Origin of the sequence: Pseudoalteromonas sp. P80D2 (assembly GCF_036680945.1) — a bacterium.
Classification (GTDB): Bacteria; Pseudomonadota; Gammaproteobacteria; order Enterobacterales; family Alteromonadaceae; genus Pseudoalteromonas; species Pseudoalteromonas shioyasakiensis.
Window position 1 is genome coordinate 397,797 of the sequence record NZ_JAZDAR010000026.1, and the last position, 21,744, is coordinate 419,540.

Here is a 21,744-nt window from a genome sequence, read left to right on the forward strand (position 1 = left end):
TCCTATAGTGTGCCAAATTTACCTAGCTGATAGTCACGCACTGCTTGCTGTAACTCAGCTTGGGTTGTCATTACAAACGGGCCCATATGAGCGATTGGTTGCTTAAGCGGCTCACCGGCTAGGATCAACGCCCCAGCACCAGTTTGCGAGTTAAACTCAATGTTACTGCCAGGCTCTAAAATCAATAAGCTGCCAGCTTTAACTGGACCGCCCTGTTCAGTATGAATTTCTCCAGTATGGATATAAATCATCACCTTAGTTTGCGCTAATGGTGCATGGTAAAACTGCGTACCAGCCGGTAAAGTCACATCAGCAAGCATGCCATCAGCGGCGAGGTCTTGTAGGCTAGAGTCCTGCTTTTCACCGGCAAACTGCCAGCTTCCTGCCAACGCTTTAAGCTCAACACCTTGCTCATTTTGAGTCGTTGGTGCTGGCGCTTCAGTGGTATCTTGATAACGTGGTGCTCTTAGTTTCTCGGCACTTGGCATATTGAGCCAAATCTGAAAACCGTGCATGCCTTCTTTAGCATCTGCTAATGGCATTTCACTGTGGATCACACCAAAACCGGTACTCATCCACTGCACATCACCAGCACGGATCGCTTTTTTGTTACCCATTTGATCTTGGTGCTCAAAGCCACCTTTAATAATATAAGTAAAGGTTTCGATACCGCGGTGAGGATGCGCAGGAAAGCCCCCCATAAAATCACTGTGATCATCTGACTTAAGCTCATCGATCATTAAAAAAGGGTCTAAATACTTGCCATCAAAGCCAGGAATACGACTGATGTTTACGCCGTCACCATCTTGTGTGGCATGACTATTTAATTGTTGAATCACTTTCATAACTTTACTCCCGTAAATTGTATGAAATGATTGTAGGCGCTAATTTAACTAACAACCATGAGTAAAATTAGCGCTAATCATTCTATTTTTAAGAATGCTCATTTTGTTGTCTGGTTAATCTATCAGCCACTGTAGCACCCCGCTCTCCAACTTCTTTCTCTGGCCCTATGGTGCTATCGACTAAGGTTTGTTGCTCGGCACTGGCATTAATGGCGGCACCAAAAATAATGATGTATGCGCTGATATAAAGCCACATCAACATGATCACCACACCACCTAACGATCCGTAAGTTTCGTTATAACTTGCAAATTGCGATACATAATATGAAAAACCGATTGATGCGATGATCCAAAGAAACGTGGCAAGCATTGAGCCTGGGGTGATCCAGCGCCATTTGGCAGGCGTTCTATGCGGTGCATAACGATATAAAAATGCTAAAGCGCAATTAAAAATAATGGCTAATAGTGGCCAAGTAATAAGCTGAATCATTAAATCGATAAGCTCAGTTAAGCCAACTAAGTTAAGCACTATTGGCAAAATACCAATGATCAATAACGCCACCAGCGCAACCACAATAGCACCTAACGAAAATAAAAAACGCACCACTAATGCCATAAAAAACTGGCGCTTATTGCGCTGATGATAAGTAATGTTGCAGGCAGTGATCAGTGCTTGGCAGCCTTTGCTGCTACTCCAAACAGTCAATAATAAAGTACCTATGGCACTGGCACTCAATACCTTTTGCGATTGCTGAGTGATACCACTAACCTGTAGCAAAATGATGTCACGGCTACTTTCAGGTAAAATGGCAATCACTTTATCAAGCTGATCATAAATATCTGTTGGCGAGGCAAAATATGCATACACAGAGACAATAGCCGCCAGCGCAGGGAAAATAGCCAACAGAGCATAAAATGCCACGCCTGCCGCCACAAAAGATAAATTGTCTTGTGATAGGTTGTGATAAACCCGCTTGCAGATATCCCACCAGCCTCGCATTGGGATCTCCATTGGTGAGCGAGCTTGGTAACCTCGGTTGTCCTTACTCATAAGCGACCTAAAAAATTGCTTTAATCACTCTCAAGCTGCAAACAACTTGCCAGTAATAATGGCGTCTGAATTGCATTAAGCTAAGCTTATAAAAACAGTACAAAGGTCCATGGAGCGGTGCGATGAATTATTATTTACTTATTAAAAATCAATTAGCTACTTTGTTTACACCGACAGTTTCAGTAACATCGCAAGCAATCCCTGAGAGCTTATCTTGGCAAGACTTAAACTCTCAAATCACGCAGTTTTTACATACTACATGGCAAATGTTACCTGCACTGACACTCGGTATTGTAGCCATCATTGTTTGCTACTTTTTAGCCCGCCCTTTATCGTATTTATTAATCAAACCACTTGGCTTTGTCAGTGAAAGTAAACTTTTGCATGTGGTGACTAGGCGCTTTTTTAGCATCATTATCATCTTGTTTGGGGTGTACTTATTTTTGCGTCTTGCTGGACTCACCAGTTTTGCCGTGGCGATTATGAGTGGTACTGGCTTAGTCGGGCTTATTTTAGGTTTTGCTTTTCGCGATATCGCCGAAAACTTTATTTCAAGTATGCTGCTTAGTGTGCAGCGCCCTTTTCGTATTGATGATGTTATCGAAGTTGATGGTCGTTTAGGGGTAGTTAAAAAGGTTACGGCTCGCGCCACCACCTTGGTTGATTTTGATGGTAATCACATTCAAATTCCCAATGCGACCGTCTATAAAAACGTCATTAAAAACCTCACCGCAAATCCTAAAATGCGAGGTCACTTTAACGTTGGCATTGGCTACGATAATGACATTCGCTATGCCCAACAATTAGCAATGAAAGTGGTTAATCAAAACCCTGCTGTTATTAGTGATCCGCCAAGCCAAGTGTTAATTGATTCATTAGGCTCAGCGACTCTTAATCTAACCATTTATTTTTGGGTCAATAGTAACGAACACAGTACTATCAAAGTGGCATCACAATTAATGCGAGAGCTGGTCAATACCTATTTAGCAGAGCAAATAAGCATGCCTGATGATGCTCGCGAGCGAATTATTTTAAATAGCGAAAACGAGACCGAGCAGCCAAACAATAGTGTAAGCGCAGAGCCAAAAACAGCAAAATCACTCGACGACCATAGCCTTGATGACGTTAGTAGTGATGCCGATGATATTCGCGAACAAGCCGATCAATCTCGCGACCCTGAGCAGGGTAGCAATATAATTTAAAGTACTTGCGAACTAGGCTTCATCATTGGGTTTATCTTGCATAGCACGCTTAAACCCTTTGACTGACGTCCCTAAATCTCCACCTATTCGAGATAATTTTTTTGTGCCAAATAACAGCACCACAATTGCAGCAATAATGACTAATTGCCAAACACTAATTCCTGCCATAACAACCTCATTTAAAAATAAAAGCGCCCTTACAGGCGCTTGTAAACACTAAAATTAGAAACTAGCTCGAACACCCAAGGCTACTTGAGTACCAAAACGCTCTAGATAACTCACTTGGTCAGTACGCTTGGTGTAACCCCAATAACGTTCATTCGTTAAGTTCGTTGCTTCGGCAAACACTGTGAATTGGTCACTGATGTTATAGCTCATGCTGGCATCTAACTGACCATAATCAGAGATCCAATATGGACCACCCCATGCATCAGGATCCGACAAGAACTTGCTGCGCCAGTTATACGCTAAACGTGCTTGGAAACCATATTGCTCATAGTAAACCACGGCGTTATATGAGTTTTTCGACATGCCTCTAAATGGCAAACCTGATTCTTTTAGCTCTGGTTCATCGTAACTACTGTCAACATAGGTGTAATTAAGCTGAAAGCCTAAGCCATTGAAAGGTTCGGGTAGTAAGTTTTCGAGCGACTGCTGATAAGCAAACTCAGCCCCTTTGATCGTTGCACCGTACTTACTCTTACCAGGGTAAGATGCAAAGTAACGCACACCTTCAATTTCAACTGGGCTTTCGACGTAATCGATAAATGATTTCAGGTCTTTGACAAACACCCCACCACTTAACGAGCTGCTGTCTTCAAAGTACCACTCTAAGGTCATATCGGCTTGATTAGCTTCTTCAGGTGTTAACGACGAATCACCCATAGAAAGTTGTGGTAAACCTTCACGATACGTATCAAAATTTGGCGCAAGCCACGGACGTAAGTAGCTTAAAGATGGGCGGCTAATCACTTGTGCCGCAGAGAAGCGGTAAATTAAATCATCGGTAATACTAAGCTTAAAGTTCATGCTTGGTAAAATGTTGCTGTAATCCCCTTTAAATGATTGCTCAACAGTTTCGCGCCAACCATTTTCAAGTGGTTTACCATCTTCTTGTAAGTCAATTAACGATAGATCATAAACCGACCCTTTAGAGCTCACTTCAGTTTGCGAGCCGCGAATACCAACGTTTAACATATACGGCATATTTGCAAGAGTGCTCTCGAGCGTCACTTGCGCATACGCAGTTAGAACTTCTTCGGTTACCTCATAAGTGCCCGATGAATTGAGCGATGCAACAATACTCTTATCGGTTGCTTCAGCATTAATTGAGCGATAATAAGCAAGTAACTTATCGTAGTCGAAACTTGGCCATGGCTCAGGTGTAATGCTACTTTCACCCTCTAAGAAGTTATCGAAATTCGCCTCAACAAACACATCACTTGGGATTTCAAAGAGGTTAAAGTCACCAACATTGACCACGGTGCTGTCATCGAATTCATAGCCATCGCGTTCTAAATATTGACCACCATTACTGAATTGGCTGGCATTTTTTGATGCATATTCAAGCTGACTTTTAGTTTGTTCAAGGTAAGTTAAACCAAAATCAACACGGGTCACTAAATCGCTTTCTGGCACAAATGTACCGGTAAACTTAAAGTCATTAACCGTGTCTTCAACCCCAGTACCTGTATTACGGCTATAGTGAGCACCGTATGATTGATCCGCAGTTAAGCCCGGCGATAAGGTCACATCTGGCAGCATATTACCCGTGGTGTAATCAATCCCAATTGAGTCAATAAAACCACGCGCAACAATAAAGCGGTTATCACCGCCGTTTTCGTTTTTCGCTCTTGAATGGGCAACATCTACAGCCAGTGTTAGGCCATCCATTGGATACCATTTAGCATTAAGGGCAAACTGATAAGTATCGGTTTTACGTGGGTTGGTTAAGTTGAGTAGCTCCACCATGGTGTTACCGGTTTGCGTCATTGATACTACACGGCCTGTGTCATCAAATTCTGCATCAGTAAACACTGGCGTGCCTGGCGTCCAGCTTTCATCATAGTTAACAAAACCGATTTGATAACGATGACCATCGGTGTTGTAACGTGAATAAAGAGCATCAAAGTTAATGTCTAGGGTATCTGTTGGGCGCCATTGCATTGCTAACGTCGCACCGACGCGTTCACGCACATCCTGCGCGTTGGCAAAATACATGTAACTCGGGATTTTTGAGGCAAATATTTCACTTTGCCCATCAATTTCTCCGTTGCCGTTCATGTCGACTGGCACACCTGCGCTGTCTGCCCCCCAACCTTCTTCTTCGTCAAAAAAACCGCTTGCCGAGTATGTGTCTGCACGTAAGGTTTTCTTAGAATACGCACCCGAGAAAAGCACACCAAAAGTATCATCATTAAAGTTGTCACCGATGATGAATGAAGCATGCGGGTGTACATCGCCTGTTCGAGATTCATAAATCCCTTTTGCTGAAGCGCTCAAGGTAAAGCCATCTTGGTCTAGTGGTTTACGAGTTTCGATATCAACGACCGCACCAATGCCCCCTTCAATTAAGCGTGCTTCTGGTGACTTATACACTTGTAGTGCCCCCACTAACTCTGAAGCAATCGTATCAAAGTTAAAGTCGCGGCCTGAGTTTTCAGAAGCCAGTTTACGACCATTCAACGTGGTAATGTTGTAGCCGCCACCTAAACCACGGACTAAAATATTTTGCCCCTCACCGCCATTACGAGTAATGGTGATGCCCGGAATACGCTGCAATGCTTCCGCTAAGTTTTCATCGGGGAACTTACCGATGTCATCAGCGACAACGACATCAACAACCGTCGTTGCTTCTTTCTTTCGAAAGTTTGATTCTTTAATACTGCTACGGATCCCTGTAACTTCAATAACCTCAACATCCTCTTCGGCCTTACTATCGTTTTCTTGTTGCTGGGCCGTCGCAGCGAAACTGACTGATGAGGCCAAAATCGAGCTTATCAGCACGCTCAAATATTTTTTTCTAGTTGTTGTTGCCATGATGATTTCCTGTTTTTAAATGTTCAGATTTTTTCACCATAAAAATGGTAATGAGTAAGGCCTTATATTTAATCTATAACAAAATGAAACAAACTAGCAACAATTAATTACCTAGTGAAACTTTCGATAGTTACGAATCAAGTTTCAAAAACAGCAAAAATGGCTTCGCATGCCTTTAAAGATGGGGAGTTAATTTCGAAAGTTACGATAATGATTTTTTCTGAAGATTTTCTTTTCGGTGGGGAGATTCGGTTTTTACGAACAATAAAAAAGGCGGCAAAAGCCACCTTTCAATAGTTCTATTTAACTAGAGAGTTAAACGGTAATCACTTCGATACCTAAGCTCGTTAATGATTCAACGAACTCTGCTGGCATATTTTTGTCGGTGACCAGCACATCGATTGATTTAAGCGGCAATACATTATACAAAGCACGCTTACCAAATTTACTTGAATCTGTGACTGCAATGACTTTATCTGCGCGGGTGCACATGGTGCGATTCAGCATTGCCTCGGGCTCATAATGAGTGGTGATCCCTGCTTCTGAGTCGATACCATCAACCCCTAAAATAACCTTTTTAAAGTTATATTTACTAAGTGCTTGCTCGACTTCATTTGAGTAAAAAGACATTGATTTCTTTCGTAATTGCCCACCCAGCATAAACACATTTGCATCTTCAATATCAGCCAGTACATGGGCAATATTAAGGCCGTTTGTCATCACAGTAAGGCCCTGCTTATTGGTTAATGCTTTGGCAACTTCTTCTGTGGTGGTACCAGAATCAATAATCAATGAATCGCCATCATCAACCAAACTTGCCACAGCTTTCGCTAATAACACTTTCACTGCGTAGTTTTCGTTATGCTTATCTTTTACCGAAAGCTCTTTAGCCAATTTATCGCAGGCAATTGCCCCACCACGTGAACGGACAACTAAGCCACGTTTACCGAGCTCGTTAAGATCATGGCGAATGCTAACCTCCGAAATATCAAAGGTCTTTGCGAGATCTTTAACATTTACTTTGCCATTTTCCTCAGTCATCAGGACGATTTTTTGTCTTCTTTCTATTGTGGTTAGCATAGCTGGCCTGTTGTTTTAATAGCTGCTTTCAAATTTGTAGTTCAATATTACACAATTTACAGTTTCAAAGCCAAATTTAGTTTCGAAATAAAATAAAACTTTCAAAACTTACGAATTTTGTTTTATGATTATTTCACAACAATCTTCTTTGGTGACAAAAATGACAACACAAAGCTCACTGTTAGAGCAAACAGAACACACCAATCGCACGCAATTACTGCCTATGATGATCATAGGTGGGTTGTTTTTCTTATTTGGTTTTATAACTTGGCTTAACGGCTCCTTGATCCCATTTTTACAAATGGTCTGCGATCTCAACCATATTGAAGCTTACATGGTGACACTGGTGTTTTATATCGCCTATACCGTAATGGCACTGCCAAGCGCTAAGATTTTGCAAATATTCAGCTATAAGCATGGTATGTCGTTTGGTTTAGGTACCATGGCATTTGGTGCACTGTTATTTATTCCTGCGGCACAAATTCAGGCTTACTGGTTGTTTTTGGTTGCCTTATTTACTTTAGGTAGCGGCCTTACCTTATTACAAACCGCTGCGAATCCTTACATCGTGCTTATTGGCTCTAAAGACACAGCAGCCGTGCGCATTAGCATTATGGGTATTCTCAATAAGAGTGCTGGTGTGGTGGCTCCATTGCTCTTCTCAGCGATTGTATTTAGCGACATTGCCAACTTTAGCCCAGAAGCTCTGGCTCAATTAAACAGCATTCAAAAGCAATTACAGTTACAAGAACTGGCTAATCGTTTAATTACTCCTTACCTTGTAATGGCAATCGCATTAGCAATATTAGCGGCGTTAATCATGCTGGCCCCGCTACCTGATATTGAACAACCAAAAACCAGCAACAACAGCGAGAGTAAATCAGTCCTGCAATTTCCACACTTAGTTTTAGGCGTGATAGCCCTATTCTTTTACATAGGTGCAGAAGTCATTGCCGGCGACACTATTGGCCTTTACGGCAAAGAACAAGGGGTATTGCAGTTCGCAGAACTCACCTCTTACACCATGGGCTTTATGGTGCTGGGTTATGTTTTAGGTATCGTGTTAATTCCTCGCTTTTTTAGTCAGCAACAGGCGCTGATATTTTCCGCGTTAAGTGGTTGTGTGTTTTCACTTGGTATCATTTTAATTAATCCGCAACAAACTGCGATTGCAAACGTAGTGCTCTTTTGGCTTGCTGATAACGGTTTTCCAGATACCGTGTTATTTGTTGCATTACTTGGCTTATCGAATGCGCTGGTATGGCCGACCATTTGGCCTATGGCCCTTGCAAATCTTGGCGATAAAACCCAAACCGGCGCGGCATTACTGATTATGGGGATTTCAGGTGGCGCGCTATTGCCTTTGGTATACGGTGTATTTGCAGAATATACGGGCAATGCACAACAAGCTTACTATCTGTTGATCCCTTGCTATGTGTTTATTCTTTATTACGCACTGATTGGTCACAAACTAACAAGTTGGCGTAAGTAAAGACATGGGCAGGCTTAGTTGTTTTACTATTTAACTAGCCTGCAATTTTTCTGATGTGAAATAGCCCAGTAGCAAAAATTCACGCACGGTAAAAATACACTTATATATTAAGTACTCGTCACGCTTATCAGGGCTCACTTCTGAAAGAGGTAAGGCTTGCTGCGCTATTATGCGCTGTTGCTGCTGCAAAGAGATAGTAAATAAACCTGTGAGTTTATCAGCTAATTGCGACGATGAAAGAGCACCTTCTGCAATCAGCTCTGCGCCTTTTAAGCATGCCGTACGCTCAGTCGTAGTTAGTGTATTTGCTAGCATTAAATCTGTGAAAGCGACTAAATTAAAATACAGTTGCTCATTTGGCTCTAGCTCTAAAATAACCGCCTGCATATGCGAAACCACATCTCGATGCGCCACCGTTTTAAGCACCTCAAAATGATTGTCATTCACTTTATCAAATAGCTGAGTCGCAGCCACTGGCTTAATAGCCGCACCGAATAATGCAGCTAAACATTTAATCGCATTTCGCCTTTGTAAATCAGCCATTGAACACCCCGTTTTGATAATGCCGTACAGCATGATCGGCGGCTCTTGCAGTAAATGCCATATAGGTTAACGAAGGGTTCTGATAACCCGACGAGCACATAAACGAGCCGTCAGTGACATAGACGTTACGCACACTATGAATTTGGTTGTAACGATTAAGCACTGAGGTTGTAGCATCATGTCCCATGCGCGCAGTTCCCATTTCGTGGATGGCTTGCCCCGGCGCTGAGCCTTTATCGTACGCTTGCACATTTTGATAACCAGCTTTGCTGAGCATCTCGACGGCTTGCGCTTTCATATCCTCGCGCATGCGCTGCTCGTTTTCAGCAAATTGGCAATCAAAATTAACTAAAGGTAATCCCCATTGATCTTTTAATACCGGATCTAAGCTCATTTTATTACGATGATAAGGCAGGCATTCACCAAAGCCTATTAATGCAACTTGCCAAGGCCCAGGTTTGGCAAGCTCTTCTCGAAAAGCCTTACCAAAGCTAAGTTCTTTAAAGCCCCGTCGCCAATCTTTTCGTGTTGCGTATCCTTGATAGCCATAGCCGCGAATAAAGCTATGCTGCTCGTTATCATCAAGGTTTCGAAAGCGCGGAATATGAAAGCCAACGGGTCTGTCGCCATCATTAAAGTCATCAGCAAAACCTTTTGGTTCACCCGTTGCGCCAACCCTAAAATGGTGATCCATGAGGTTATGACCAAGCTCTCCACTATCGTTCCCTAAGCCATTAGGAAAACGTGCAGAGGTTGAATTTAATAACAAGGCTGTTGTGGCTACCGTTGATGCACAGCAAAAAATGATGTTCGCTCGCTCGATACGCTCTTTTTTAGATTCAGCATCAATTACTTTCACACCTGTGGCTTGCCCGCTATCTGGATTGTAAATAATCTCTTTAGCAATGGAGTGAGTCTGAATAGTGAGTCGTCCAGTACGCATCGCTGCAGGTAAGGTCGAGGCTAAACTACTAAAATAACTACCGGTTGGACAACCTCGCATACAGCGGTTGCGCTTGCTGCATGGAGCACGACCTTGCTCAGGCTTTGCCTCAGTTAAATGCGCAACTCGCCCGATGGTGAGGTGCCGATTAGTGTAGTGAGTTAATAAACTTTGTTTAAGCTGCTGCTCTACGGCATTAAGCGCAAAAGGAGGTAAGTAAGGTCCATCTGGTAGCTGAGGTAAGTTCAGCGCTTCGCCAATAACCCCGATGTAGGCTTCAACTTTATCGTACCAAGGCGCAATATCTTGATAGCGCACAGGCCAATCAACGCCGTGACCATCTTGTTTGTTGGCTGCAAAATCTATATCACTGAGGCGCAAGCATTGCCGCCCCCAAGTTAATGAGCGCCCACCAAGATGATACCCTCTGATCCAATCAAAACGCTGTGATTCTTGATAAGGGTGCTGCAAATCATTCACAAACCAGTGTTTTATTGATTGCTTGGTGGCATAGCCAGTGCGTGCTTGTTTAGCTTGGTTGCGCTTTTCTAGCAAGCTGGGCCTGTCGCGAAATGGCAGTTGCCAATCTTCTTTAAAGGCAGTGATATAGTCAGTACCATGCACAACCTGCCTGCCACGTTCCAGCAGCAGTACATTGAGCCCATTTTCGGTCAGTTCTTTAGCAGCCCAGCCGCCAGTAATGCCACTGCCAATAACAATGGCATCGAATACTTTTGCCTGCATTCTCACTTAACTTTTAAAAGATTTGCTTACCCGCACAGATTGTTGCTTGAACAGAAAAGTCTTTATCGAGCAGGGCAAAATTAGCCTGTTTACCTACCGCAATACTGCCTATTTGCTCCGCTTTATTTAAAAACTCAGCGGGTACTAAACTGGCCATGTTAGTTGCTTCGACTAGGCTTGCGTCGGTTAGGTTATAAAAGCGCTCAACGCCAACTTCCATGGTTAATGTACTGCCTGCTAAAGAGCCGCTCTCAGTTCTTGCAACACCTTGCTCAACCACAATAGGAAGCTCACCTAAACGGTAGCGACCATCTTGTAAGCCTCCGGCGCTCACACAGTCTGTGATCAGAGCAATTTTATCTGCCCCTTTTAAACGGTAAACCATGTTCATGATGCTCGGATGCAAATGAATACCATCAGGAATAAGCTCAACCATGGCATCGTTGTCCATCAGTAATGCGCCAGTACAGCCGGGATCACGATGATGAATACCGCGCATACCATTAAAAATATGCACACCACCGCAGGCTCCATGAGCAAGAGCTTGTGTTGTTTGCTCAAAATTAGCATCTGTATGACCCAGCATCACACGCACACCCTTATCGGTGATATAGCGGATCATGTCGGGGGATTTAAGTAGTTCTGGCGCTAACGCAAATGAGCTTAAGCAACCTTCACATGCGGCATAAATTTCATCAAATCGCTGTTTAGTAAGCTCTAAAAAAAATGACTCGTTATGCGCGCCTTTATGCGCTTCGGCAAAGAATAAACCTTCGTTATAAGCCCCTAGCAACTGCGCTCCAGCCAAGCCTTTTTGATAGGCACTCGCCATATTTTTATAAGCTTGAATTGAGACGTCCCAGTCTGCAGTCACCGTTGTGCCAACAAACCCCGTTACGCCATGCTTTGCTAAAGAACGAGAAATAATCTCTAGTGATTCTGGGGTGCCGTCCATAATATCGCAGCCTTCACGGCCATGAATATGTAAATCAATAAAGCCTGGAAATAAACTGTGCTCACCTAAATCTATTACTTCGATCTCGGGCGCCATTTGCGTAGTAATGGCAGTAATTTTACCTTGCTCGACCAAGACCACATGATCGAGTAAAACCGCATCAGCAGTCACCACTTTTGCGGCTTTTAAGTAATAGCGATTAAGATGCGTTGGAATTAGCATGAACACTTCCTATTATTGCAGCGCCTCTTACGCCGCTAGAATCACCAAATTTTGCGCGCTTCACTTCTGGCACGGCAAAACCTGAAAATAAATGAGTTTGAATCGCGTCAGGGAGTTTTTCTACTATTGCATCAATGAGCGACAACCCGCCCCCAAGCACGATAACTTCTGGGTGCAAACTTTTACTGATAGCAGCAAAGGTTTCGCCAAGAATATCTAAGTAACAAGCTAGCACCTTTAAGGCTTGCTCATCACCACGTTTGATATCGTTTGCCCATTCAATCGCAGATTTAGGAGATTGCGTAATATGCTGGTACAAGGTTTGTACACCGGGCCCTGCAATATAACTTTCGACACAGCCATTTAAACCACAGCCGCACTTTAAAACTGGCAGCTGGTATTTTTGTTGTAAATACGCAGACAGCGGTAAATGGCCGTACTCCCCTGACATGCCCAAACCTTGGTTAAACAAGGTTCCATCAATGCACATACCACCCGCCGCACCAGTGCCAACAATGGCACCGAATACTCGGCTATAACCTTCACCAGCTCCGCCATTAGCTTCTGATAAGGCAAAACACCGGGTGTCATTTAATATCGCAACAGGGCGTTTTAATAATGCTTGAAGATCGTTGGCAATCACTTTGTCTGTGGCACACGGCACATTAGCCGACAGTACTTTACCTTCATCATTAACGATACCTGGCATACCGATGCCCACCGCACCTTGGCAACCCGATAGCTCATCGGCTTTAATTACCTGCTGATAAATTGCGTGCAAAAATTGCTGATAGTCATCCGTTGGCGTAGTAATACGCCAACTTTGCTGTTGCTCTAAATTATCATTAAAAATGGCGGTCTCTATTTTTGTACCACCAATATCGAGTCCGTAAACAGCCATACTTTACCCAACACTACTTAGCGAGAAGTTAATGGGTAAATAGTTACCCCTTTTACAACACGGTTAACTTCGCCCGTAGGACAAGGGTTATCAGGTGTTAAACCGAGTGACATTGATTTATAAAATGCAAAAATCTGACAATAGACAATATAATACAGACCTTGCCAAACATCATCTAGCTCGACCAGTTCAGTATTTAACGCCAGCTTTTTAACCGCTAAACACTGTTGGTCATTTAGTAGTTCATTAAATAAATCAGTATCATACAAACTACTATAAAAATCACTTGAGGCCATTAACATCACTGCGGTTTTATCATTAATAATGGTTTTAGGACCATGACGAAAACCAAGTGGGGTTTCAAAGTAACTTATTAAATCACCATTGGTCAGCTCTAAGCACTTTAAGGCCGCTTCTTTAGCATAGCCGAGCAATGAACCTGCTCCTAAAAACACCAAACGTTCAATGTCAGTTTGCGCAAAACCCTTGATCTCTTCAAGTTGCGTGTCGAGCAGCTGCTCTGTCTGCGTGGCCACTTGTGCGAGCTGGTTAACATCAGGGGTAAAAATACATAAGGTTGAAAGCAGCATTGAGGTGAAACTGCTGGTCATAGCAAAGCTTTCATCAAGAGTTTCTTTTGGCATAAGTACACTAAAGCTGTTTCTTTTAGCTGCCGCCCTTTTCGCTAACTCTCCATTTTCATTACAGGTAATAACTAAGTGGAAGCACTTTTCAACAACTTGCTCTGAGATATCAACCGCCGCGACACTTTCAGGGCTATTACCTGAACGCGCATAAGAAACAAGTAAAGTGGGCGTGCTCTTTTGTAAAAAACCATGTGGGTTAGACACAATGTCGGTGGTGCTAACTGCACGCACATTTAAATCTGTTTTGGCTGTTAAGTGAGGTGCTAATGCTTCGCCAACATAGGCCGATGTGCCAGCCCCCGTTAATACGATTTGCAGTCCTTTTAATGCCAAAATTGGCGCTAAAAATGCACTTATTTCTGCTCGATGCGTTTCAATAATAGCCGCTGTATTGCACCATGACTCTGGCTGCTGAGAGATTTCTCTTGCTGTCCAATATGCGTTTTGCTGCTTAAGCTCTGTTTCGTTTAATGATAAAAACTGCGTCATAATTAATTCTCTCTCAACACCACTTATTGATTACAAGCACGCGAATAGGTATTCGTTACTTCCATTATTTTATTGAGTACTAACTCACGTGGTGATGAGTTAATTTGGCCATTGATCAATGCCTTATATTGCGCTGGCATAAACTGACTAAGCAAGGTCTGAGGAATAATTTGCCCTTCTAAGTTTTCAAACAGTTTTTCTACTGTTTGTTTTATTTCGTCTTCAGGCCAGTAATAACGAATACGGTCGCTATAACTATAAGCTCTAAACAGCTTAGCTTCAGCACCTTGTGTTGGGTAAAACTTATTCCAGTAATGTGGCTTTTCTAGCATGATACGTTCACACACATCACGTAAATTAGAACGCTGACCAGCTTCGACTAATTGATCTTCAATATAAGATAACGCAAACAACCCTTCGCGTAGCGCATAGGTAAGCTGTGGACCCACTTTCAATATGGCAAAGTGATCTTGCACCAACTCGTGATAGCAATGATCTGGCTGATAGTCGGTAGAGTGAGCTTCATAAACAAGATTATCGACAGTGGTGATAAACTCTTTCAGTTTTTGCGCTTCATTACGTTGGTAATCAAAAACTTGATGGTTATCAAATTCAACTCCCGGCTGCACAACAACAGCAATAACACGCGACCACACATCGCTTATGTTTAAGTTAGCAAATGCAGCCTGGTGTAATTCGATTGTTTGCTGTACCCCCTCAACATGAGATACCTCAATAATTTCATGTTCTTCTGTAGCGCCACCCGGAGGAGGAACCTCAGTACCCACCACATAAAGAATATCGTTACCTTTTGCTACCGACTCAGCGGCTTGGCACATCAACGCTGCACGCTTGGCAATTTCGGCATCAGCTAAACGTTCTCCATCGTCAGCGCATGGCATACTGGCATCTAAATGAATTTTCTTAAAACCCGCGCTTGCATAGGCTTTTACTAGGTCAACAGCTTTTACCATTGCAACCTCTGCAGGCTCATTTACCCAACACACTGGACCTAAATGATCACCCCCCAAAATAATGCGCTGGGTATCTAACCCTACTTTTTCCGCTATTGCATGAACAAACTCAACGAAGTCATGGGGCTTCATTCCTGTGTAACCACCAAACTGATTAACTTGATTCGCTGTAGCTTCTATTAAAATTTCGGTGTCATCATTTAGAGCTTGCAACATTGCTGCTTCGATAACGAGCGGGTGTGCACAACACACAGAATAAATACCCTGCGCTTGCCCTACTCGATTGTTATTTATAATCGTTTTTAATGCATTCATGGTTTTCTCCAAGCAGCTTACGCTAATGGTTAGATACGTGATTTGAAATTACAGTAGCACAGCGCGAAACGCTGCGCAACAAAACGAAAGGTAACGAAAGGCGCAAAACAAGTTAAAAACACACTAAACACGGTATTCTATAAGGGTTAAAATAATAAAAACCAAAGTTACGAAAGAATTTGAAAGCATTTAATTGTAATTGACTTTGAGTTGCGATATAACAGAAACAACTGAAACCCACTATTAAAATAATCTCAGTGATTTAGGTATCGTTATGACAATAGATAGACGTAGTTTTTTAAAATCTGCCGCAGCCATTACCGCCGCGACAGTCGTGACTGGTTGTGCGAAAAGCCAACAAGGTGATAATCAAAGCACACCTCTTGCAGCACAAGGTAAAAGCGTAATGGGCTTAGCTGTGCCAGCAATGGATGTGGTACGTGTTGGTTTTATTGGAGTTGGTCAACGTGGTAGCGGCCATGTAAAACACCTTTGCCATATTGAAGGTGTTGAAATTAAAGCTATTTGCGACACAGATCAGCTGATGCTAGATAAGTCTGTTAATTATGTTGTTGAAAAAGGCTTACCTAAACCAACTGCTTATACGGGTTCTGATAAAGCCTATTTAGACATGCTTGCTCGCGATGACATCGACATTGTGATCATTTCAACGCCTTGGAAATGGCACACACCGATGAGTGTTCAGACCATGGAAAGTGGTAAGCATGCCTTTGTTGAAGTACCTGCAGCAACCACGATGGAAGAGTGTTGGCAACTAGTAAACACTGCTGAGCGCACGCAAAAGAACTGCATGATGATGGAAAACGTTAACTACGGCCGTGACGAGTTAATGGTATTAAACATGGTTCGTAAGGGGATATTTGGCGAGTTACTACATGGTGAAGCCGCTTATATTCATGACCTGCGTTGGCAAATGAAAGAAATTGACCGCAGCACAGGTTCTTGGCGCACTTACTGGCATACAAAAGTAGACGGTAACTTATACCCAACCCATGGTTTAGGCCCTGTTTCTCAGTATATGAACATCAACCGTGGTGACCGCTTTGATTTTGTTACATCAGTTAGCTCACCTGCACTTGGCCGCGCAGCTTACGCAGAGCGTGAATTTCCTGCGGGCCACGAACGCCGCTCACTGAAATTTACTGCTGGCGACATGAACACCAGCATTATTAAAACAGTGAAAGGTCGTAGCATTATGGTTCAGCACGACACCACAAGCCCTCGCCCGTACAGCCGCCATAACCTAATTCAAGGTACTAATGGTACATTTGCTGGTTTCCCTAATCGCATTGCTCTTGAAGATGTGCCACCAGCTATCGCGAAAATTTACCAACAGCAATATGAAGCAGAGCTCGCTGCCTGGGAGAAAGCAGGTTCACAGGGTCGTAAGCCACATATGCAAAACTTTCATAGCTGGGATCAAGATATGGAAAAGTGGCGTGCTGAGTTTGATCACCCACTATGGAAACGCATGGGTGAAGAAGCGGTCAAGAACGGTGGCCACGGCGGTATGGACTTCATTATGCTTTGGCGCATGATCTACTGCTTACGCAATAATGAGCCACTCGATCAAGATGTATACGATGCCGCAGCATGGTCATCAATCTTCCCGCAAAGTATGGCATCGGTTGCTGATAGAAGTAACAGCAAAACGATTCCAGATTTTACCCGTGGCGCTTGGCAAACAGGTAAGCCACTAGGGATTGTGTCTTAACACTTTCTCTCCTTGGAACACTAAAAAGCCCGCCCTTTGCCCTGCGGGCTTTTTTATTAATACACAAGTTATGCATCCATATGATGATGCTTTGATGATCACTTATAGGGTTAATGAAAGACTCAGCACAAAACGGCGACCAAATTGCTCGACTTTCATAAGTGATGAGGCGTCGTTTGTTTGCACCTCTCTAACTAGGCTTTTATCTGTGGCATTAAAAATATCAAACCGCAATGCAACTAAATCAGAGAAAAGCCAACTGTAACTTAGGTCTACACTTGTAAAATCATCGACATAAACATCTGCATTATTCGATAAGTCTCGTTGCTCTAAAAAATCACTCCGGTAATTAAGGTTAACTGCACTTTGCCATTTCTTTGCATTAAACAGTAAACGCAGATTTGCAGTTAATTCAGACACCCCTTCAATATCTGTGTTGTCGATTTGCTCCGCCGTTAATTTGGCGTCCAATAACTGACTAACACTCGATATCATTCGACTTTGCAGTAGAGAATTTGATAATACAGGTAGTTTCAAGTCAGTACTAAACTGCAGCCCACTAATTGCTGCTTGCCCATCATTATTGGCCTGTAAAGCTGGGTATTGCTGCTGTTGATAGGTTACGTTTTTGATTTGTTCAACAATAAAGTTATCGAGCTGATGATTAAAGGCCATCAATTGCAAACTACTCTCTTCCCCTGACCAATTGAAAGATAGGCTTGTGGTGTTGGCTACTACAGGCTCTAAAGCAGGATTTCCTAATTCGGCATAGGGTAAACCACCAGAATTAACATGTAGTTTAGGGTTTAAATCAGAATAGTTAGGCCGATTCACTGCACGGCTATAACCTAAGCGAGCAAGCCATTGCTCAGACAACTGCCATTTGAAATTCAAAGAAGGTAACCAAGTAGAAATGTTTACCTGCTCAGAAAGCTTTGCTAATTGGCCATTCTCATTAAGCTCATGCCCTAATGTTTTACTTTTTACATAGCTGTGTCTGAGCCCAAAAGCAGTCGTTAATCTTTTAAGTTCTGGTATTTGCCATACGCTGTGCATATAGCTTTCATAAGCAGTAAATTCGGTTTCATAACTATTTAAGTAATCATTGGCTTGCCCATCGGTAAATGGTAAGTCAATATCATACAACTGTAAAAGGTCACGTTTTGGGATCAGCCAAGCTTGTGTAGGGTGTGACAGAAAATCGGCTTCAAATGCCGTATTTAATGGCTCTAACCAACGGCCATCAAGCGCTGGTAAATCAGTTAACTGTGTTTGAGACAAACTTACATCTTGACGAAGATACTGATGAGAGTGCATAGACTTTACTGCGCCAAACTGTAAACTCGACAACCCCCAAATAGATGATATTTGCCAAGTGCCATCTACCCCCCATTCTGTTACTTCATCGTTTACTTCAATCTGGCGGCGGCTTAATTGTGATAACTGTGAGTAACTATCAACAAGCGCTAAATTACTGTCCAATTCGTAGTAGGCAAGCTGTTTTCCTGAAATAGAAATCTCTGCAGGTACAGCTTTTAAGTCAACATGAGTTCGGGTGATTGGGGTTTGCGTTTCACTCAACGATTCACTGTGGCTGTAAAATGGACTTATTTGCCAGTGGCTGCCATCTTTTGCATACCATGTAGGTAATATTTGTAAGGTTTGCGTATGGTAGTAAAGGCCTGATTCTTCGCGTGAAGATTTACTTTTTGCCGCATTAAATTGCACCGTTTGAATACTGTTTTGATGCTCACCTAATATGGCTGTTGCATCATCACTTGATGGATTAATTGAGAGCCGGTGCTCATCGTAGGTAAAATCGGTGTCTGAACGAAGCCAAAGTGTATTTAATTCAAATCGCTGATTAGGCTGCCAAGCAATATTTGTGTAATAGCTTGCACGAGTTCTATCTTCATGTTCGATAGTAAGTGCTAACGTATCGGTGGGAACTAAGCTATTATTTTCAAGCCCTTGCCACTGATAAGCTGCAGGTGCTCCACCATTATTTCCCCAATGCCACGTTTCAAATTGAAATTGCCTTTGTAAGCGGTTTTCGTAATTAAACTTAACGACAGCAGCTAACTTATTGTCAGCTGAAATAGTATTGGCAACTAAACCAAAGCTTGGTTGAAAGTTACGCTCACCTGCAAGGGCTGCACTGGTTAAGGTTACTTTTAGGTGATCATCATCAAATGAAAGCGGATCATCACTGATCAAGTTGACTGTCGCTCCAGCTGCTCCGCTAGGTAACCTTGCATCAGCGAGTTTATATACGGCAATATTGGAAAAAAGCTCGGCGCTGAATGTATCAAAACGATACTGCTGACCATATTGATTCGAGTTACGAACGTTTTCAGTATTTGCTAATCTGTGCCCATTTAACAAGGTTAATTGATACTCAGGGCCTAGTCCCATCGCATTAATATTAAGTGCTTCTCCGCGGTCTCTTGAAATACTTACCCCAGGAATTGCTTGTAGTGCTTCAGCCAAATTTTCAGCAGGTAGAAGAGAAAGCATTGTGCCGCTAGCAAAGTCAGCCTCGCCAATGTAGTTTTGTTTTTGCTGCTGCGCGTAATCGGCACTTTGTTGGTAATCGCGGGCATAAACCACAGAAGAAGCCTGATTGTTTTTATCACCTTTCACTGTCACTTCCTCTATATAGGGCTGTGACAGTGAGTGATGTTGTGTCTGGCTTGGTTTGGAAATAATAATGCCCGATGATGTTTGTTGCCAAATAAAGCCATGTTTTAGCAACAGGGCATCAAGGCTTGCCTCTAGACTAACTGTTCTAGGTAACGTGGCTGAGTGTAAGATAACTGAGCTTACTAGGTTGTCTGGATAAATAATTGCAACTTGGTACTGATCAGCCAGATCATTAAGCGCTGTTTTTAGAGTGCTTTGTGCAGCAAACAGCTGCTTGGCATACAAACCAAACAGCATCAAAACACAGCAGAAAATACGCCACATTAACTTACATCCTCATTGCTAGAGGAAAATATTGTGCCTATTTTCAATGAAAGGTTTATGACAACATCATATCAGTTTTCATCCTTTTTACTTAGCTCAATGCTATCGGGGTATTGGTTTACATCAAGTTCATTTAGCTGAGCGATGAGCTTTGCAGCACCAAGAATGTCGTCAACAGCAAAGCGACCACTTACATGTATATCACTTGGTACATTACTTAATACCACAGGTTTTTCGCTATAACGATTTAACTGAAATAATGCATCATTGATAGACACGTTATCTAAGTCCAACCATCCTTGCTGCCAATCAGGTTGTGAGGCATTAAATTGCAAGACCTGTATTGTAGAATCACTTACTCGGGCACGCTGCCCTTTCACTAATTCAACGTGCTGCGTTCCATCTAAACTGGTTACTGAAACTTTACCATGAAAAACATCAACTAATGTTTCTCGCAATGTTTTGTCCACATTAAAAGCCGTACCAAGAACTTCGATCGTGGCATTGCCCGTATCAATTGTGAAAGGGCGCGATTCATCACGATGTACAGAAAAATATGCTTCGCCATTTGCTAAGGTTGCTTTTCGAGCATGACTATTCTCACTGAACTCAAGTTGCGTATTCACGTTCATTGCGACCTGTGTACCATCAGACAAATTCACTTGTTGTGCTTTACCACTAGTAAATTGTTGAACAGCTACAAGATCAGAGGACGATATGGGCGGCTGTTCATTCACTGGCATTAAAGTCCACATGAAAATAGCAAAGCATGCTGCTACAGCACCGCCCCCCCAAGAATACTGCGCTAAACGACGGCGTTTTTTAGCTTGTTCAAGTTGTTCATTCTGTTGTGCATCCACCAGCTCAAGCGCGGCTAATAATGCAGGGTCGTCCCAAATAGCCTTTTCTAGCGCATTATCAGATTCATAATCATGTTGGTGTGAAAAATTCATCGTTGTCTCAATTGCTGGTAATACTAATATGACGGATTAACTGTCATGACGGGGACATTCATGTACTAAAAAATACTCAGTCATGGCATTTTTCAGCATATCCATTGCCCGTGAAATATGTTTTTTAACTGCTTCTTCTGAGATCCCCAAACTACTTGCAATCTCAGCTCGTGTTTGGCCTTTAATACGGCGGCGAATAAACACATCTCTGCGCAATGCCGGCATTTGCGACAAAACGCGCTGATAAAGTTCAATACGTTGCTCATATTCAAGTGCGGACTCAAGCGATAACGCCTCACAATGAGGCTCATGCTCTAAACTTTCTGGTGTTTTTTTCTGCTCACGGTGGTGATCTATTATCAAGTGCTGAGCCATCCGATAACCATATGCGAGCGGATTATCTATCGCGTCTAGGTGTTCTGATCTAAGTGCCTTGAGAAGTAGCTTCTGAAATAAATCATCCGCATCAGCACGCTCTGCCACTGCTTTGCAAAAAAAGCCTTTTAAAGCGTCTTGATTTGCTATGAAGCATTGTAAAAGTGTTCTGCTTTGCTCTGTGATCTTATTATCAAAGCCGTTAGTCATTGAAGGTAAAGACATATTTAAGTTAAAGGCTAGCTTATTTATCTGAGTATGACGTAAATGCT

General features: G+C 42.7%; 16 protein-coding genes and 1 pseudogene. 3 read left to right on the top strand and 14 right to left on the bottom strand.

The window, feature by feature from the left end; all coding sequences use genetic code 11:
- Nucleotides 1–2: 2 nt before the first annotated feature.
- Both VRK28_RS06625 and VRK28_RS06630 read right to left on the bottom strand, forming a co-directional pair.
- Nucleotides 3–845: a pirin family protein gene (locus VRK28_RS06625; protein WP_062566500.1), complete on the bottom strand. Its 843-nt coding sequence runs from the start codon at nucleotides 843–845 to the stop codon at nucleotides 3–5.
- A gap of 88 nt (nucleotides 846–933) precedes the next feature.
- On the bottom strand, nucleotides 934–1,896 hold the full coding sequence (locus VRK28_RS06630; RefSeq protein ID WP_062566501.1) for a YihY/virulence factor BrkB family protein: 963 nt from the start codon (nucleotides 1,894–1,896) through the stop codon (nucleotides 934–936).
- Nucleotides 1,897–2,018: 122 nt separating this feature from the next.
- Between VRK28_RS06630 and VRK28_RS06635 the strand changes: the two genes are divergently transcribed.
- A complete protein-coding gene (locus tag VRK28_RS06635; protein WP_062566502.1) occupies nucleotides 2,019–3,098 on the top strand; it encodes a mechanosensitive ion channel family protein in 1,080 nt (359 codons plus the stop codon).
- Between the two features lie 18 nt (nucleotides 3,099–3,116).
- Here VRK28_RS06635 and tatA read toward each other — a convergent pair.
- From tatA to agaR, 3 genes and pseudogenes are all read right to left on the bottom strand, one after another.
- Nucleotides 3,117–3,266: pseudogene (gene tatA, locus VRK28_RS06640) on the bottom strand (twin-arginine translocase TatA/TatE family subunit); the annotation flags it as partial.
- 54 nt (nucleotides 3,267–3,320) lie between these two features.
- Entirely contained in the window at nucleotides 3,321–6,137 is a 2,817-nt protein-coding gene (locus VRK28_RS06645; protein WP_062566503.1) for a TonB-dependent receptor, read from the bottom strand.
- A 315-nt stretch (nucleotides 6,138–6,452) separates the two neighbouring features.
- Entirely contained in the window at nucleotides 6,453–7,217 is a 765-nt protein-coding gene (agaR, locus tag VRK28_RS06650; RefSeq protein WP_054561067.1) for a transcriptional repressor AgaR, read from the bottom strand.
- A gap of 160 nt (nucleotides 7,218–7,377) precedes the next feature.
- Here agaR and VRK28_RS06655 point away from each other — a divergent pair, with 160 nt between their 5' ends.
- Nucleotides 7,378–8,709, top strand: a complete 1,332-nt coding sequence (locus tag VRK28_RS06655) for a sugar MFS transporter (RefSeq protein ID WP_062566504.1) — start codon at nucleotides 7,378–7,380, stop codon at nucleotides 8,707–8,709.
- A 30-nt stretch (nucleotides 8,710–8,739) separates the two neighbouring features.
- Here VRK28_RS06655 and VRK28_RS06660 read toward each other — a convergent pair whose 3' ends face one another.
- From VRK28_RS06660 to VRK28_RS06685, 6 genes are read right to left on the bottom strand one after another with little or no spacing between them, the layout of a single operon-like run.
- Nucleotides 8,740–9,252 (bottom strand): hypothetical protein, encoded by a 513-nt coding sequence (locus VRK28_RS06660; protein ID WP_062566505.1) that lies wholly within the window; start codon nucleotides 9,250–9,252, stop codon nucleotides 8,740–8,742.
- Nucleotides 9,245–10,939 carry a GMC oxidoreductase gene (locus tag VRK28_RS06665; protein WP_062566506.1) on the bottom strand — a complete coding sequence of 565 codons (1,695 nt, stop codon included), beginning with the start codon at nucleotides 10,937–10,939 and terminating at the stop codon, nucleotides 9,245–9,247. The genes VRK28_RS06660 and VRK28_RS06665 overlap by 8 nt, the downstream gene beginning before the upstream one ends.
- Nucleotides 10,940–10,952: 13 nt before the next feature.
- Nucleotides 10,953–12,116 carry an N-acetylglucosamine-6-phosphate deacetylase gene (nagA, locus tag VRK28_RS06670; RefSeq protein WP_062566507.1) on the bottom strand — a complete coding sequence of 388 codons (1,164 nt, stop codon included), beginning with the start codon at nucleotides 12,114–12,116 and terminating at the stop codon, nucleotides 10,953–10,955.
- Nucleotides 12,094–13,017, bottom strand: coding sequence for an ROK family protein (locus VRK28_RS06675; protein WP_062566508.1), 924 nt, complete (start codon nucleotides 13,015–13,017; stop codon nucleotides 12,094–12,096). Before VRK28_RS06675 ends, nagA begins: the two co-directional genes overlap by 23 nt.
- A 17-nt stretch (nucleotides 13,018–13,034) precedes the next feature.
- A complete protein-coding gene (locus tag VRK28_RS06680) occupies nucleotides 13,035–14,153 on the bottom strand; it encodes an SIS domain-containing protein (RefSeq protein ID WP_062566509.1) in 1,119 nt (372 codons plus the stop codon).
- A 23-nt stretch (nucleotides 14,154–14,176) separates the two neighbouring features.
- Nucleotides 14,177–15,442 carry a D-tagatose-bisphosphate aldolase, class II, non-catalytic subunit gene (locus VRK28_RS06685; protein ID WP_062566510.1) on the bottom strand — a complete coding sequence of 422 codons (1,266 nt, stop codon included), beginning with the start codon at nucleotides 15,440–15,442 and terminating at the stop codon, nucleotides 14,177–14,179.
- A gap of 274 nt (nucleotides 15,443–15,716) precedes the next feature.
- Between VRK28_RS06685 and VRK28_RS06690 the strand changes: the two genes are divergently transcribed.
- Nucleotides 15,717–17,177 carry a Gfo/Idh/MocA family protein gene (locus tag VRK28_RS06690; protein ID WP_062566511.1) on the top strand — a complete coding sequence of 487 codons (1,461 nt, stop codon included), beginning with the start codon at nucleotides 15,717–15,719 and terminating at the stop codon, nucleotides 17,175–17,177.
- Nucleotides 17,178–17,279: 102 nt separating this feature from the next.
- On the opposite strand, the gene VRK28_RS06695 is transcribed toward VRK28_RS06690, so the two are convergent.
- The 3 genes from VRK28_RS06695 to VRK28_RS06705 form a co-directional block, all read right to left on the bottom strand.
- Complete coding sequence (locus tag VRK28_RS06695) at nucleotides 17,280–20,144, bottom strand: TonB-dependent receptor (RefSeq protein ID WP_062566512.1); 2,865 nt, start codon at nucleotides 20,142–20,144, stop codon at nucleotides 17,280–17,282.
- Nucleotides 20,145–20,215: 71 nt separating this feature from the next.
- On the bottom strand, nucleotides 20,216–21,097 hold the full coding sequence (locus VRK28_RS06700) for a FecR family protein (protein ID WP_062566513.1): 882 nt from the start codon (nucleotides 21,095–21,097) through the stop codon (nucleotides 20,216–20,218).
- Nucleotides 21,098–21,133: 36 nt separating this feature from the next.
- Complete coding sequence (locus VRK28_RS06705; RefSeq protein WP_082710973.1) at nucleotides 21,134–21,697, bottom strand: RNA polymerase sigma factor; 564 nt, start codon at nucleotides 21,695–21,697, stop codon at nucleotides 21,134–21,136.
- Between the last annotated feature and the right edge of the window lie 47 nt (nucleotides 21,698–21,744).

Coding starts and splice junctions, on each gene's coding strand:
- VRK28_RS06635 (WP_062566502.1), top strand. CDS start 2,019: ATGAATTATTATTTACTTATTAAAAATCAATTAGCTACTTTGTTTACA.
- VRK28_RS06660 (WP_062566505.1), bottom strand. CDS start 9,252: ATGGCTGATTTACAAAGGCGAAATGCGATTAAATGTTTAGCTGCATTA.
- VRK28_RS06690 (WP_062566511.1), top strand. CDS start 15,717: ATGACAATAGATAGACGTAGTTTTTTAAAATCTGCCGCAGCCATTACC.
- VRK28_RS06685 (WP_062566510.1), bottom strand. CDS start 15,442: ATGAATGCATTAAAAACGATTATAAATAACAATCGAGTAGGGCAAGCG.
- agaR (WP_054561067.1), bottom strand. CDS start 7,217: ATGCTAACCACAATAGAAAGAAGACAAAAAATCGTCCTGATGACTGAG.
- VRK28_RS06665 (WP_062566506.1), bottom strand. CDS start 10,939: ATGCAGGCAAAAGTATTCGATGCCATTGTTATTGGCAGTGGCATTACT.
- VRK28_RS06695 (WP_062566512.1), bottom strand. CDS start 20,144: ATGTGGCGTATTTTCTGCTGTGTTTTGATGCTGTTTGGTTTGTATGCC.
- VRK28_RS06705 (WP_082710973.1), bottom strand. CDS start 21,697: ATGTCTTTACCTTCAATGACTAACGGCTTTGATAATAAGATCACAGAG.
- VRK28_RS06655 (WP_062566504.1), top strand. CDS start 7,378: ATGACAACACAAAGCTCACTGTTAGAGCAAACAGAACACACCAATCGC.
- nagA (WP_062566507.1), bottom strand. CDS start 12,116: ATGCTAATTCCAACGCATCTTAATCGCTATTACTTAAAAGCCGCAAAA.
- VRK28_RS06700 (WP_062566513.1), bottom strand. CDS start 21,097: ATGAATTTTTCACACCAACATGATTATGAATCTGATAATGCGCTAGAA.
- VRK28_RS06680 (WP_062566509.1), bottom strand. CDS start 14,153: ATGACGCAGTTTTTATCATTAAACGAAACAGAGCTTAAGCAGCAAAAC.
- VRK28_RS06630 (WP_062566501.1), bottom strand. CDS start 1,896: ATGAGTAAGGACAACCGAGGTTACCAAGCTCGCTCACCAATGGAGATC.
- VRK28_RS06645 (WP_062566503.1), bottom strand. CDS start 6,137: ATGGCAACAACAACTAGAAAAAAATATTTGAGCGTGCTGATAAGCTCG.
- VRK28_RS06625 (WP_062566500.1), bottom strand. CDS start 845: ATGAAAGTGATTCAACAATTAAATAGTCATGCCACACAAGATGGTGAC.
- VRK28_RS06675 (WP_062566508.1), bottom strand. CDS start 13,017: ATGGCTGTTTACGGACTCGATATTGGTGGTACAAAAATAGAGACCGCC.